The organism is Pseudomonas sp. P4795, from assembly GCF_048822895.1.
GTDB lineage: Bacteria > Pseudomonadota > Gammaproteobacteria > Pseudomonadales > Pseudomonadaceae > Aquipseudomonas.
This window is the reverse complement of the sequence record NZ_JBMFBT010000008.1, coordinates 211048-226192: the sequence shown is the minus strand read 5'-3', so window position 1 is coordinate 226192 and position 15145 is coordinate 211048. Positions and strand designations below refer to the sequence as shown.

Here is a 15145-nt window from a genome sequence, read left to right as displayed (position 1 = left end):
CCCTATGACTAAAGACCCGTTCGGGGGCTTTTTCAAAGGACGGTGTTTGACAAGATATGTCATTGGATTTAAAGGGAAATATTCCTACAACTTAAAGTGAATTCTCACTCGAAATGGACTCCGCGAGCGCACGAACAAATAGGCATCAGCCTGCGATCTCCCGGTCATTTTCCTGACAGTCCACCGACCACCAACGCGGCAGCAGTTGCCTGACCCGGCTCTCGCCAAAGCGGTCATCGATCAACATCACTACCCCGCGATCCTGCTGCGTGCGGATCACCCGCCCGGCGGCCTGCACCACTTTCTGCACGCCGGGGAACAAGTAGGTGTAGTCGTAACCGGCGCCGAAGATCGCCGCCATGCGCCGCTTCAATTGCTCGTTGACCGGGTTCAGTTGTGCCAGCCCGAGGGTCGCGATGAATGCGCCGATCAGCCGCGCGCCGGGCAAGTCGATGCCTTCACCGAACGCGCCACCGAGTACCGCGAAGCCTACGCCCTGGCTGTCAGCGGTGAACTGATCGAGAAAATCTTGCCGTTGGCCCTCGGCCATGCCCCGCGATTGCAGCCACAAGGTGATGTGCGGATGGCGCTCGGCGAGTAGTTGCGCGACCTGTTGCAGGTAATCGAAGCTGCTGAAGAACGCCAAATAGTTGCCCGGCCGCTCGCTGAACTGCCGGGCGATCAACTCGACAATCGGCTCCAGCGACGCCTGGCGGTGGGCGAAGCGCGTGGAAATCCGGCTGATGATCTGCACTTGTAACTGCTCGGCGCTGAACGGTGATTCGACATCGATCCACACAGTGTCGGCCGGGGTGCCGAGCAAGTCGGCGTAATAGTGCCGTGGGCTGAGGGTCGCGGAAAACAGTACGCTGCTGCGCGCGGCGGTCAGGCGCGGGCCGATGAACGCGGCGGGGACTACGTTGCGCAGGCACAGTTGCGACAGCGGTCGCTTGCGGTCGAGGTCACGTTTGCTGATGTCGAACAGATAGTGCGCATCGAACAGCTCCGCCACCCGGCCAAACTGCAGCATCTCGAAGTAGAAGTTCTGCAGGCCGCTGTCGAGGCCTTGCGGGTGATCGTTGAGGTAATCGCCGATGCTGCCGCTGCACAGGGAAATTGCTTGAAGCAGCTTCTCCGGAGCCTTGTCGTAGGCTTGATAAGTGGCGAGCTGGCCGTTATGCAGCGCGTTCCATTCGCGGTTGACCCGCTGCAATGCCTTCTTCAACGGCTCGGGCGCGGTTTTGCGCACGTTGTTCAGCGTCGCCTGATCAAGGGTCGCGCTGTACATCTGCCGGCCGCGTTCGACCAGGTTGTGCGCCTCGTCCACCAGTACCGCGACTTTCCATTGGTTGAGCTGCGCGAGGCCGAACAGCAGCGCGCTGAAATCGAAGTAATAGTTGTAGTCGGCCACCACCACGTCGGCCCAGCGGGCCATTTCCTGGCTCAGGTAATACGGGCACACCGTATGTTGCGCGGCGACTTCGCGGATGGCCGCTTGATTGAGCAGATTCAACTGACTGGCAGCCTTGCGTGCTGCGGGCAAGCGATCGTAGAAGCCTTGCGCCAACGGACAGGATTCGCCGTGACAGGCCTTGTCGGGATGCTCGCAGGCCTTGTCCCGGGCGACCATTTCCAGCACCCGCAACGGCAGGATTTCGCTGTGATCGAACAACACTTGCGCCGCGTCCAGCGCCAGTTTGCGTCCCGGCGTCTTGGCGGTGAGGAAATACACTTTGTCGAGTTGCTGCGGCGCCATGGCCTTGAGCAGCGGGAACAGGGTGCCGAGGGTTTTGCCGATGCCGGTCGGTGCCTGGGCCATCAGGCAGCGGCCGGTGCTCGCGGCTTTGAAGACTGACTCTGCGAGATGACGTTGACCGGGACGAAAACCGGCATGCGGGAACTTCAAATCCGCCGCAGCACGATTTCGTTCCTCGCGATGGGCCATTTCCTGCTCGGCCCATTGCAGGAACAACCGGCACTGCTGCTCGAAAAACTGTTGCAACACCTCGGCGCTGAAGGCTTCGACCAGACAGGTTTCCTTCTCGCTGACGATGTCGAAATACACCAGCGCCAGATTGATTTGTTCAAGCTGCAGCTTCTGGCACATCAGCCAGCCGTAGATTTTCGCCTGCGCCCAGTGCAGATGGCGGTGATTGAGCGGTTGCTTGCTCAGGTCGCCACGGTAGGTTTTGACTTCTTCCAGGCAGTTCTGCGCGGGATCGTAACCGTCCGCCCGACCTTTGATCTTCAGTTCACTGAATGAGCCTTCCAGCGAGACTTCGCTTTGATAACCCTCGCTGCGCCGCGAGGCCACGGTGCGGTGGCCGGCGATGCCTTCCAGCGCGGTGGGTGACGGCGTGAAGCGTAAGTCGAGGTCGCCGGTCTTGGCGGTGAACTCGCACAGCGCGCGTACGGCAATGCTGTAGCTCAAGCGCCCTGCTCCGCCCATTGCACGTAACACACGGCAACCGGCATCTGGTGCGCGTGGCAGAACTCGATCCAGCGTAACTGGTTGTCCTGCAAACGATCGCCGGGGCCTTTGACTTCGATCATCCGGTAGGTTTTTTCCTGCGGCCAGAACTGGATCAGGTCGGGCATGCCGGCGCGATTGGCCTTGATATCCAGCAGCAAGCGGTTGAACCAGTGTTTCAGGTGTTCGGCCGGCAGACAGGCCAGCGCCTGTTCCAGCAGGGTTTCATTGAGCGCGCCCCAGAATACGAACGGCGACTGCACGCCCCACTTGGTCACAAACCGGGTGCGGATGGTATCGGCGTAACGCCCGTCGTCGAGTTCGGCCAGGCAAGCCTGGAACAGTTCGCCCCGGCGCAGCTGGAAGTCTTCATTGAGCAGATCCACCGGCCCACGCTGGAACGGGTGAAAGAATGCCCCCGGCAACGGCGCGAAAATCGCCGGCCAGCACAGCAGGCCAAACAAGGAGTTGATCAGGCTGTTTTCTACGTAATGCACCGGGCCGGCATCGTCATGCAGATGAGCCTGTACGTGGAATTCCACCGAACGCGTCAGATCAGTGCGCGGCAGGTGCAGATCGAGTCGTTCCACGGGTTTCGCCGCAGCACGTTTGAGCGGCGGGCCACCGAGTTTGCGTCGCAGGCGTGGCATCACCCGTTGCAGGCCTTGCTGCTCGGTAGCACTGTGCGGCGCCTGCTGAGCAAGCTCGGCCAGTTCCAGCGCCAACGCATATTCGCCACTGCGCTCAAGCACGCGGATCATGCGCAAACGCGTACCGGGATAAGTGCAATCGCGGTAAACGCCGAGGGCCAGGGCAAACTCGCCGATGCGTTCGCAATGCTGACCGATCTGAAACAACAGCTTGGCTCGGCGGCGTTGCAGCCACGGATTGTCGAAATGCAGCGCGTGGACTTGCTCGACAATATCTTCCAGCGGTTCGCCAGCCTCGAAGCGCTGCTGGCATGCGTGCAGAAACAGGCAGGCATCGACGTCGGCACGGCTGCGCAGGCCGCGGGAGTCGGCACAAAATTCGACTTTTTCGTAGGTAAAGATGCCGAGATCGGCCAGCACGAACTCCGACCAGTCCTGATACAGATTGCCGAAGAACATCAGGCGGAAGCGGTCGCACAGATCCATGAGCGTCAGGCTCAGCAATCGGTCTTCCAATGACGGGCACCAATCAACTAACGGGCGCGGTTCCGGATGCAGATCGTGCAGCAACGGCAGCCAATCGACTTTCTTGCCCTTGGGTTCAACGATGGCCGGGCCGAACGCTTGCAGGATTTCCGCCTTGAGCAACACTTCAAACAGCTCGTGCATCGACACTGGCGCCGCGTCGTCGAGCCAGCCGAGATCGAGCAGAGGTTGCGCCGCGCCAGGAATGTCGCCGATTTCTGCATAGTTGAGTTTGCCGACGCGAAAGTGCACACCCTTGCGCATCACCATGCGCACCAGCAAACCCTGCGAGGCGCGCGGCAATGTGTTGAAGGTCTGGATGAACGCGAGTTCGTCCTCACTCATCAGATCGGCATAGCGAAGCTCAAGCCAATCAAGCACTTGCCGGAAGTTGTTGAGGTAATAGAACGGGTCGTCGAGCGGATTTGCAGTCACAGTGATATCGGAGCCATGGCGAGCGGGTACTGGTTATGCGTACAGATAACAGCTGCGCCCCGACGGGTGCAAACGGAAAAGGATCAGCGGCACTGATCGTGGGGGATTTTTTTACCGGTGTATGAACTTTTACCGATCTGACGGCACCAACCGCGGTATAAGACCGACTTCGGTCACAAGACATGGAATAAGAGGTTGCTATGAATTTCAAGACTTTGGGTGTGCCTTTGGCTGTTGCAGCGCTGCTGAGCCTGGCAGGCTGCTCCACCCCGACGGTGGTCACCCTGCAGAACGGTACTCAGTATTTGACCGAAGACATGCCGAAGACCAAAACCAATGACGGTTTCTATGAGTTCGAGGATATTTCCGGGGCCAAGGTCAAAGTCCGTGCCGATGAAGTGGCGACGGTGCGCAAGGAAGACTGATTCACACGGTCTCGTGTAGGAGCTGCCGGAGGCTGCGATCTTTTGATCTTGCCCTTATAAAAGCAAGATCAAAAGATCGCAGCCTCGTTGCACTCGTCAGCTCCTACAAGGGGCGATTTCTGAATTTATTGCGCTTCGGTCATGCCCGGAATGCTGTCGTCGCACGTCACGTATTGCCCGCCGCGCCGGGCCACTTCGCCTTGCATGCGCTTGCAACGCTCCAGATCCTGCTGGGCCATGCGGTCGATGCTCAGGTTGCCGGTGGTTTGCGGCTGTTTGCCGTCACCCAACCGGATCGTAACGAACGGTTGTTCGGGCTGAATCTGAAAGCGGCTTTTCTCTTCGACGGGTTTGACCTTGTCGGTCTTGGCCGGTGCAGGCAATTGATCTGTGGTGACTCCGTAGCGGCTCAGAATCGAGCTGTGAGGCAGATCGGCCCAAGTGTTGGTCGCAAACAGCGCCAGTCCCAGAACCCCGATGTAGCCTGTGTAAACCTTCACGCGTGAATCTCCTGTACTCAATTAGCGGCTTCTACATGACGTCTGGTCATGTGGAGGATTTAGTGCCGCGTTCCTGTTGGTGCAGGGTATTTGAGTCAGGTAGTGGCCAATGAGTCACTTTGCATGTGGAGAGGGTTTCCCCTCTCCACATTGACTGTCAGGCGATCACGATGCTATCGCCACTCAAACTGGCCAACGAAACCCCGACCAAGGTCACAGAATCCCCGCCAAACTTCAGCAGCGTGTCCTGCCCGACCGTCGAGGCATGCGCGCGCAAGTCGTCATTGGGCAACACACCCTGCACGCCGAGGAACACCAGTTTGTCGTTGGCGGTAAAACCCAGCACCCGGTCCTGACCATAAGCACCGTTGAACAGGAACGTATCCGCCCCGCCGCCCGACTCCATCAGATCATTCCCGGCGCCGCCGACAAACACATCGTTGCCCGCCCCGCCGATCAGATTATCGTTGCCATCCAGCCCGAATAACCAATCGCCACCGGCATGCGCCTTGAGCGTGTCAGCGGCGCTGGTGCCCTTCACGCTCGATTCATATTGAGTGACGTTGTTGCCGACCTTCAAGCCGCTGGCCGTCACGCTGTGGGTCACGTCATCCTTGAACAGGCCCCAGAGGAAGCCCGGCTCCTTGGTGACGATGCTGCCAATGTCACGGGTGATGCTGATTCCGCCGTTGGCGTCGCGGATGTACAGGTTGCCGGCGCCGTCGTTAGCGAAGTCGAACGTGTTGACCGACTTCTGCAAGTCCAGCGTGTTATTGCCCGCACCGCCGAGAATCACGTTGTAACCGCCGCCATCGCGGAAGCTGTCGTTGCCGGCGCGCCCCTCCAGATAGTCGCTGCCGCTGCCGCCTTGAATCAGGTCATTGGCGTCGCTGCCGATGATGAAGGTGCTGCCCTTGTGGGTTTCGGCGTTGCGATTGAGGTCCTGCACCCAGGTGTTGGCACGGGCCGGATCGGACAGGTTGGCGACGATGATCGTCGAGTCCTTGCTGGTCAGGTCGTAGAACTTCGACTCGATCACCCGGTTCATGCCGTCGCCATACGCGGTCGGCAGGTGCGAGATCCACGTTGGAATATTCAGGATCGAATACGGCAAGACATTCCACACGTTCGAGGCGTAGTGATCGTTGAAGCTGACGATGTTATCGGTCGCCGATTCCTTCGGCGCATCGTGTACGCCGAGCGAGGCGCCGGTGAACGTCGAGCCGTCGAGGGCGCGGAACACCGGATCGTTTTCGTAGCCGACGTTGAGCACTTTGTCGGTGCTGCTCTGGGTTGGCGAGGCGTAGGCGATGTAGTTCGAATCCTTGAAGAAGCCACCCCATTTGCCGTTGCTCAAATCCGCCATACTGTTGACCGCCAGACCACCGAGGCTGTGGCCGCTGACCAGTACGTCCTTGCCGCTGAGGCCGTTGGCTTTGGCGAACGCCATCACGTCATTGAGCAGATTGCCGAACGCTTCGCCGGCGTAGTTCTTCGCGTAATCCTTGGGGCCGAACGCCGCGAGCAGGTCGTTGATCACGTCGCCGATGGAGTCGCCAATCAGGATTTCCCGAGGGCCGCTGGTGCCGCGAAAGGCTATGCCAAGTTCGGTGAGATGGCCCTGGGCGTCGTACTTGCCGAGGATTTCCACTTGAGCGCTGGTGTAACCGGCCTTCTCGCCGAAGAAGGTTCCGCGCGCGTCGGTCTTGCCTTCATAGCCCAGTTGCGAGGCAGTGATGGGTGTCCATCCGGCCTTTTTCACCGCATCCAGTGCGAGTTTTTCCGAGTCGGGATTCCACGGCACGCCGGGGATCACGCCTTGAGAGTCAGTGCCACCGATCAGCGCGGTGACCAATGTCGCCGGCAGGCCGAGGCCGAAGCCGTTGTGCTGATAACCGGCGGCAAAGCCGTTATCGAGGTTGTGATAGGAATACAGCGTGATGGCCATGGCGTCGCTGAACAGCGCCTTGGAATCTGCTGTGCCGAAGTTCTTGTAGTCATACACACCCATTGCTGTTGCCTCTCTTGTTGTTGGATTTGTCAGAGATAGCTCACAACCAGGACACCCCTCGCGGGACGCCCCGGAGCATTCAGTGCCTTGTTACAGCCTCCTTGTCAGGCAAATACGAAACTGGAATCCGACAGATTAGCCAGTCCCACGCCCACTAGCGTCACGGCAAACTCGCCAATCTTCAGCACGGTATCGGCGCCGGTTTGCGACGCATGCTGCCGCACTTCGTAGCCCTGCCCCGCGCCTTCAACACCCATGAACACCAGCTTGTCGCTGCCCTGATAGCCATTGATCGCATCGAAACCGAACGCACCGCTGAACAGAAAGGTGTTATTGCCACCCACCGCGTTCATCAGGTCGTTGCCGGCGCCGCCAACGAAGGTCACGTTGGCTTTATCGCTCTGCAGGTGATCGTTGCCGCCCAGACCGAACAGCCAATCGCCGTCAGCCGTGGCTTTCAGCGTGTCACCGAGTGCGCCGCCGTTGAGCGAATGGTTGTACTGCGTCAGTTCACTGCCATTGGCCAGGCCTTTGGCGGTGACATTCCAGGTGATTTCCTTGCTGCTCCACCACGAACCTGACTCCTTGCTCACCAGCGCGCCGATGTCGCGGGTCATGCTGATGCCGCCGTAGGCGTCGCGCACATACAAGGTGCCGTCGCCGTCATTGGCGAAGCTGAAGTTCTGCAACGGTTTTTGCAGTTCGAAGGTGTTCTGGCCCTGGCCGCCAAGCAGGATGTTGAAGCCGCCGTCATCGCGGAACCGGTCATCGCCCGCGCGGCCTTCAAGGAAGTCGTTGCCCGCCCCGCCCTTGAGCCAGTCGTTGCTGTCGGTGCCAATGATGAAGGTGCTGCCGGTATGCGGTTCACCGCTGCGGCCGAGGTCTTCCACCCAGGTTTTGCCGCGCGACGCCTGCTCCAGATTGGACACGATGATGGTCGAGTCCTGGCTGGTCAGGTTGTAGAACTGCGAGTCGATCACTCGATTCAAACCGTCGGCATACCCCAGTGAACCGTGGGCCGACCAGCTCAGCGGATTGACGATGCTGAACGGCACGAGGTTCTGCGCGGTGGAGGCGTAGTTGTCGTTGAAGTTGACGATGTTGTCGGTGGTCGAGGCATGCGGCGCATCGTGCTTGCCCAGCGAGCCGCTGCTGAACGTGGTGCCGTCCAGCGCGCGGAACACCGGGTCATTTTCGTAGCCGATGTTCAACACGTTAGTGCCAGTGCTGCTCTGGGTCGGTGAGGCGAAGGCGATGTAATTCGCGTCCTTGTAGAAACCACCCCAGTTGCTGGTGCTCAACTCCGCCACGCTGTTGACCCCGAGGCCGCCGAGACTGTGGCCGCTGATCAACACGTCCTTGGCCGCAATGCCGTGGCTGGTGGCAAACGCAGCCACTGCCTTGAGCAGATTGTCGAAGGCGTTTTTCGCGTAATTGCTCGCGTAATCCACCGGGCCGACCGCTGCCAGCAGGTTGTTTTTCATGTCGCCGAAGGTGTCGCTGTAATCCAGCCCGCCGGTGCCACGAAAGGCCACGCCGATGCCGATCAGCTTGCCCGCCGCGTCGTATTTGCCGAGCACTTCGGCCTCGGCGCTGGTGAAGCCGTCCTTCTCGCCGAAGAACGTACCCTGCGCGCCGACCTTGCCCTGATAGCCCAGCGCCGTGGCGCCAATCGGCGCCCAGGCAGTGGCCGGCAATGGCTGGCCGGTCGGTGTGTAGGCGTACAGCGTGAGGGCGATGGCGTCGCTGTACAACGCTTTGCCATCGGCATTTTTATAATCGAACAGTCCCATGTTGTGCTCTCTCTTCCTGTAAATCAGAACGCCCAGTCGAAGGTCAGGCCGACACCGTGGTTCTTGTCATTCGAACCGATCAGGCCGTTGTAATCCAGATTCAGACGCGCGTCTTTATTGAGTGCCAGACCCGCGCGCACACCGACTACGGCGGCGTTGCGATCCATCGACACGCTTTGCACATTGAAGCCGCTGTTACCGTTCGCGAACGCCAGATGTTGCTCGGCGCCAGTGCTGCTCAGGTTGTGCTGCCAGCCGAGGGTCGCACCGAGTTCCAGTTGATGTTTGTCGCTCAGGGCAAAGGTGCGTTTGGCGCGTACGCCGAGGGTCGACAGCACGGCTTCGCGGTTGTCTTCACCGCCCTTCAGCGCGGCGGCATCACCTTTTTCGGTGAAGCTATCGCTGTTCAGGTGCACGTAAGCCAGATTGGCGAACGGCTCCAGATTCATCGGTTGCAGGCCCAGGTCATACGCCGCTTCGGTGAACACCTGAGTGGTGGCCGCATCGCGTTTGGTTTTCTGCTTGCCGCTGACGTCAGCGAATTGCAGATCACGTTTGACGTCGATCCGGTGCCAGCTGTACGAACCGCCGACGCTCAGACGCAGTGCATCGATTTGATGCCCCAGATACGCACCCAGGTGATAGCTGTCGACTGACGCCGACGAGTGCGTGCCATCGCCCATGCTCAGCGAGCTGTCGCTATAACCGGTAACGAAACCCAGACGCGTATCTTCAGCAACCAAGCCGTCGACACCCGCCAGCAGGCCGCCGATGGAGCTGGTGGAATCGGCATTCTCATGCCCGCCATCGCTTTTGCCCCAAGCACCGAGGACTTTCATCCAGACGTTGCTGCGATCATCGGTCGGTGCGCCGGCATCGAACATGTCGCGTTCACGCAGACGTTCACCGACCGCATCGCGCAGGTAACGGCTGTCGTTGAGCAGCATGGTGCCGATGGCCGGGTGAATCTCGCCGGACAGTTGCTGGAACGCGTTTTGTGCGACGGCAGCATTGGCCGACAACAGCAGGGTTTCAAACAGCGCATTGCCTGCGCCCAGACGTTCAGCAGCCGCGCCGACTGCGCGCTGGTTTGGCGTCAGGCCGACACTGGCGAACGACGCGCCATTGCGCCCCACCTCAAGCTGAACGCCGCTCGCCGAGTAAGCGAGGGTTCCGCCAAGGAACGCGTAGTCTGGCAATACCTGACCAAACTGGCCTTGAATGCCGCCGGCCGCTTGCAGGATGTTGAACTGGCTACCGAGCAGGGATTGCACCTCGCCAGTGGTCAACAGGTTCGGACTGTTTTCCAGGGACAGGGCGACGGTTGCGCCTTCGATCACGGCTGTACCGCCAGCAACGATACGGTCGCTGCTGGTTGGCGAGACTTCCACGGCGTAGGTCGAACCCGGTTCGAACACTACGTCACCGGCGACATTCAAGGTGCCGATGGAGTTGCCCGGCGCCACGGTGCCGCCGCTTTTCGCAGTCAATGCCGCGATGCGCCCGTTACCGCCGAGGATGCCGCTGTCGTTGACCGTGACCGCCGATTGCAGCGAGCCATTGATCGCCAGTCGCCCCTGATTGACCAGGGTCGGGCCGCTGTAAGTGTTGGCGCCGGTCATTACCAGTGTGCCGATGCCCTGCTTGGTCAGACCGCCGTGCCCGGAAATGTCGTTGCGCCAGGTGTCGAGGCCGCAAGTGATGTCGTTGCACAGCCGTTCGGTCGGTTTGCCCTGATCGATGATCGCGCCGATGCCCGGCAGATCGGCCACGAACTGGCTCGAACCGTAAGCGCCTTCGATGCGAAATTCCTGCGGGATATCCTGCTCGGTGACGAACATCGCCGGGCCGTCGATGCCCTTGCGCAGATTGATCATGCCCCAGCCGTACAAGGCGTCGACGCCCGGCGCGCCGAGGTCGGTGGCAGTGGTGCGCAGCACGCTGGCGACTTGCGCGCCGGTCATGTACGGGAAGCGTTCCATCAGCACCGCCATGGAACCGGCGACGTGCGGCGCGGCCATCGAGGTGCCGTTGTAATTTTTGTAGCCGGTGGTCAGGTTGTCGGCGTTGGTGCCTTCGATGATCGCGCTGAAGATTTTCGTGCCCGGCGCCGAGACGCAGAAGCTCGCGGTGTAGCCGCAACGCGACGAGAACGTGCTCATGATGTACGGATTGGCGCTGGCCAGATCCGGGTTCTTTTGCAACGCGGCGACAGTCACCCAGTTCGGCGCTATCTCCGGCACGAAGTAGCCGAGGCCGGCGATGGCGTCCGGGTTGTTCAGGTTGTAGTCGTTGCCGGCGGCGAAGATCGTCACGATCCCGCTGCGTGCGGCGGCGATTGCGCCGTCATAGGCGCCGCCCGGTTTGGTGCCGAGCAACGTGCTGATTTCGTTGAACTGCAGTTGCGCGTCGTTGACCGTGAAGTGCGGGTACGCCGGGTCTTTGCCACCGAGATCGAAACGGTCGGTGATGCCGATGCCCCAGCTGTTATTGATGATCCGCGCGCCGCTGGCGATCAGTGCATCCCAACCGGCCTTGTACACCGCGCCGTCGTTGCCGCGGACGATGCCGTCTTCCGGGCCGGGGTCGCCGTTATCGGCGCTGATGATCTGCGCACCGAAGGCTACGCCGTGCATCACGCCACCGTCGCGGCTACCCGCTGCAATACCACCAACGTGCGTGCCGTGGGCGCCGAGTTTGCCGTCGAAGCCGACCGAGGGCGAGCCGTCATAGCGGAACGCATCGCCGGCTTTGACCGGGATGTACGGGTCGGTGTATTCGCGAATGCCGCTGGTGACCAGCGTGACGACTTTATTGGTGCCGGAGAACTCCGGGTGTGCGGCGTACACCGGCTGGTCGAAGATCCCCAGTTTCACGCCTTTGCCGGTGTAGCCAGCGGCGTAAGCGTGATCGGCGCCAATCGCGCCGAGGCCCCAATCGGCCTGGAACTCAGTGCTGTGCCAACTGCCGGCATCCCCGGTCCGGCCATTTTCCACATAAGGCGCCGCGTGAGCGCTGCCCGCTGTGGCCAAGGCGCAGAGCACCGCCGCGTTAAGGGTTTTCAAGCGAAAGCGTCCACCCGATAGCGCGGGTGTTTTGTTGTTATTCATCCAGCGACCTTCCTTAGTTGTGTTGCGAAAATTCCGTTTACTCCCCGAGTAGATCGGGGTCCTTGTGGTGAGGGGATTTATCCCCGTTCGGCTGCGCAGCAGTCGCAAGACCATTCACATCGGTCTAACCGACAGAACGCAGGGGGCCGCTTCGCGACCCAACGGGGATGAATCCCCTCGCCACAGGGGGCATTCAGCCTGGGTCAGAACTGCCAGTTCAGGCTCAGTCCGACGCCGTGATGCTTCTCGCGGCTGGCCAGTTGGCCGGTGTAATCGAGGTTCACGCGCACATCGCGGGTCAGCGCCAGGCTGGCTCTGACACCGACCAGCGCCGCGTCACGTACCAGCGGCGAACTCTCCACCGCAAACGCGCTGCCACCGCTGGCGAAGCGCAGATGTTGTTCGGACTCGATGTCGCTCAGGCTGTGCTGCCAGCCAAGATGCCCGCTCAGGTCCAGCGCTTGGCCGGCGGACAGATTGATTGTCTTGAGCGCCCGCACGCCGAGGGTACTGAGCACCGCATCGCGCTGGTCGTCGCCGCTTTTCAGCGCGGCAGCATCGCCCTTCTCGGTGAAACCGTCGGTATTCAGGTGCACATAAGCGAGGTTGGCGAAGGGTTCCAGCGCCAGTGGTTGCAGGTCGAGCCGGTAAGCCGCTTCACCGAACACTTGGGTGGTAGCGGCATCGACCTTGGCTTTCTGTTTCGCGCTGACCTCGCCGTACTGCAAGTCACGTTTCACATCGGCGCGATGCCAGCTGTAGGCGGCGCCAGTGCTCAGGCGCCAGGCACCGATTTCGTGCCCGGCGTACGCACCGAGGTGATAGCTGTCGACCTTGGCCGAGGAATGCGTACCCGAACCCATGCTCAGCGAGCTGTCGCTGTAACCGGTGACCAGACCGATGCGTGTCTGCTCGTCGAGCGCACCGTCGACACCCGCGAGCAGTCCGCCAATCGCGGTGCTGTAACCGGCGGTGTCGTGGCTGGAATCAGTCGTGCCCCAGGCGCCGAGGGCTTTGATCCAACCGTTGCTTTGCGCGCCGGATGCATCGTGCAGGCGTTCGCCGACGGCATCGCGCAACTGGCGACTGTCGTTGATCAACACCGAACCGAGGGCCGGGTAGATTTCCCCGCTGAGTTGCTGGAAGGCTTGTTGTGCATCGCTGGCGGATGCCGACAACAACAGGCTTTCGTACACCGAATTGCCGGCGCCAAGGCTTTCGGCGGCAGTCGCGACAGAGCGCTGATTCGGGGTTTGCCCGGCGCTGGTGAAGGAAGTCGCGTTGCGTTCGACGTTCAATTGAATGCCGTTGCCGGTGTAAGCGAGATTGCCGCCGATGAACAGGTAATCCGGCACCACGGCGCCGAACTGGCCTTGAATGCCGCCCGCCGCTTGCAGGATGTCGTACTGCCGGCCGAGCAAGCTGCGTGCCTCGGGTGCGCTGAGCAGGGTCGGGCTGTTTTCCAGTGACAGGCTGACAGTGGCGCCGCTGACAGTCGCGGTTCCGCCAGCGACGATGCGGTCGCTGCTGGTCGGCGACAGTTCAACCGCGTAAGTCGAACCCGGCGCGAAAGTCACGTCACCGGCCACATTCAAGGTCCCTATGGAATTGCCCGGCGCAACACGAGCGCCGCTGTTGGCCGTCAACGCGCCGATGCGTCCGGAACCGCCGAGCGTGGCGCTGTCATTCACGGTGACCGCCGAAGTCAGCGAACCGTTGACCGTCAGCAGACCGCCATTGACCGTGGTCGCGCCACGATAGGTGTTTTCGCCCGTCAGAATCAGCCGCCCTGCCCCGGACTTGATCAGGCTGCCCTGATAAACCCGAGCGGCCGCCGCCGCATCGCGCGCCATGCCTACCGCGTAGTCGGTCTGATCCTGCTGACTGGCACCGGTTGCGACGCCGTTCTGCCAGCCTTTGTTTTGCACGGTTTGCTGCCAGGCGCTGTGCTCGGCGAGGTCTTCGCTTTGACGCTGGATCAGCGCCTTGTCAGAGATGTTGTTGCTCCACACGTCAGCCTGGCCGCCCGCCAGATTGGCATTGAACGCACCGAGCAATTGCCCCGGCCCGCGCATGGCCCGATTCAGGTTGGCGACGCCCCAGCCGACGCGTTCGGTCGGTGCGTCCGTCACGGAACCGTCGAGCTGGGTGGCAGTGGTCAGCAGCACTTCGAGCGCCTGCTGATTGTTCATGTATGGATAGCGTTCCATCACCAACGCCAAGGCGCCGGTGGCATGTGGCGCCGACATTGAGGTGCCGGATTTGATCGCATAGCCGCCGCCGGGAATGGTGCTGTCGATCTTCGCGCCGGGGGTGGTGATGCACCAGTATTTGGCGATGCCGCACTGGTTGTACTTCTGCTGATTGCTTTGATCGAGGCCTGATACGGCCAGCCAATGGCCTTCCAGATCCGGCTGAAAGTACGGCAGCGCCGAGCGCACGCTGGCGTTCGGGTAGCCGCTGTTGCCGGCGCTGAACACGTTGATCACGCCGCGCCGCGAAACGTCCGCCGCCACGTCGAGCCAAGTGCCTTTGTTCCAGTGCTGAGCATAAGCGGCGTGCAGATCGGCCAGCGTCCGGTAACTGACATCCGGCGGCTGACTGCCCCAGCTGTTGTTGATCGCGCGCACGCCGGCGTCGGCCATAGCGTCGTAAGCCGCTTTGAAATAACGCGGATCGGGGTTGGGGCCAAACAGGAAGCTGTCGTTCTTATTGGTGTTGCCGACGTAGATCTGCGCGTTGTACGCCACGCCGTGCATGCCAGCGCCATCGCGCGATGCGCCCATGGTGCCGACCACGTGGGTGCCGTGGGAATCGTTGTTCGGGTTGAGGGTGCCGTTGACGCTGAACAGCGAACCGTCGACGTAGCTGCCACTGGCATTGACCGGGTGATAGCGGTCGCTGGCGAACTCTGGGTGGGCAGCATCGAAACCGGAATCGAGGGCGCCGATTTTCACCCCTTTGCCCGTGATGCCGGCGGCGTAGGCCTGTTCGGCTTGCATGCGGGACAGCCCCCAATCGCGCAGGAATTCAGCGCTGCGCCAACTGGCGGCATCGCCGGGTTTGCCGGTTTCAAGGTATTGGGCCTGGGCCTGGGTTGTAGAAATCACAAGCAACAGGCTGCCGACCGCGATCGGCTTGATGCGTACTTCCATGTTCACTTCTCGTTATTTTTGTTTTGGTAATCGATATCGGCGCCACCCGTACCCTGTAGGAGCTGCGGCAC

General features: G+C 61.1%; 8 protein-coding genes. 1 reads left to right on the top strand and 7 read right to left on the bottom strand.

Annotation, left to right across the window (positions count from 1 at the left end):
- Window positions 1-145: 145 nt before the first annotated feature.
- Entirely contained in the window at window positions 146-2431 is a 2286-nt protein-coding gene (locus ACOI8A_RS22490; protein ID WP_420650729.1) for an ATP-dependent DNA helicase, read from the bottom strand.
- Window positions 2428-4080: a VRR-NUC domain-containing protein gene (locus ACOI8A_RS22485; protein ID WP_420650730.1), complete on the bottom strand. Its 1653-nt coding sequence runs from the start codon at window positions 4078-4080 to the stop codon at window positions 2428-2430. Before ACOI8A_RS22485 ends, ACOI8A_RS22490 begins: the two co-directional genes overlap by 4 nt.
- Window positions 4081-4280: 200 nt before the next feature.
- Here ACOI8A_RS22485 and ACOI8A_RS22480 point away from each other — a divergent pair, with 200 nt between their 5' ends.
- Window positions 4281-4505 (top strand): YgdI/YgdR family lipoprotein, encoded by a 225-nt coding sequence (locus tag ACOI8A_RS22480; protein WP_420650731.1) that lies wholly within the window; start codon window positions 4281-4283, stop codon window positions 4503-4505.
- Window positions 4506-4630: 125 nt separating this feature from the next.
- Here ACOI8A_RS22480 and ACOI8A_RS22475 read toward each other — a convergent pair whose 3' ends face one another.
- From ACOI8A_RS22475 to ACOI8A_RS22455, 5 genes are all read right to left on the bottom strand, one after another.
- The gene (locus ACOI8A_RS22475; RefSeq protein ID WP_420650732.1) at window positions 4631-5005 is read right to left on the bottom strand and encodes a hypothetical protein; all 375 of its coding nucleotides are present in this window, start codon (window positions 5003-5005) and stop codon (window positions 4631-4633) included.
- 157 nt (window positions 5006-5162) lie between these two features.
- Window positions 5163-7016: a polyurethanase gene (locus ACOI8A_RS22470; RefSeq protein ID WP_420650733.1), complete on the bottom strand. Its 1854-nt coding sequence runs from the start codon at window positions 7014-7016 to the stop codon at window positions 5163-5165.
- 104 nt (window positions 7017-7120) lie between these two features.
- Window positions 7121-8809, bottom strand: coding sequence for a polyurethanase (locus tag ACOI8A_RS22465; protein WP_420650734.1), 1689 nt, complete (start codon window positions 8807-8809; stop codon window positions 7121-7123).
- A 23-nt stretch (window positions 8810-8832) separates the two neighbouring features.
- On the bottom strand, window positions 8833-11919 hold the full coding sequence (locus ACOI8A_RS22460) for an autotransporter domain-containing protein (RefSeq protein ID WP_420650735.1): 3087 nt from the start codon (window positions 11917-11919) through the stop codon (window positions 8833-8835).
- Window positions 11920-12122: 203 nt separating this feature from the next.
- Window positions 12123-15074, bottom strand: a complete 2952-nt coding sequence (locus ACOI8A_RS22455) for an autotransporter domain-containing protein (RefSeq protein ID WP_420650736.1) — start codon at window positions 15072-15074, stop codon at window positions 12123-12125.
- Window positions 15075-15145 lie beyond the last annotated feature (71 nt).

Coding starts and splice junctions, on each gene's coding strand:
- ACOI8A_RS22465 (WP_420650734.1), bottom strand. CDS start 8,809: ATGGGACTGTTCGATTATAAAAATGCCGATGGCAAAGCGTTGTACAGC.
- ACOI8A_RS22480 (WP_420650731.1), top strand. CDS start 4,281: ATGAATTTCAAGACTTTGGGTGTGCCTTTGGCTGTTGCAGCGCTGCTG.
- ACOI8A_RS22470 (WP_420650733.1), bottom strand. CDS start 7,016: ATGGGTGTGTATGACTACAAGAACTTCGGCACAGCAGATTCCAAGGCG.
- ACOI8A_RS22455 (WP_420650736.1), bottom strand. CDS start 15,074: ATGGAAGTACGCATCAAGCCGATCGCGGTCGGCAGCCTGTTGCTTGTG.
- ACOI8A_RS22460 (WP_420650735.1), bottom strand. CDS start 11,919: ATGAATAACAACAAAACACCCGCGCTATCGGGTGGACGCTTTCGCTTG.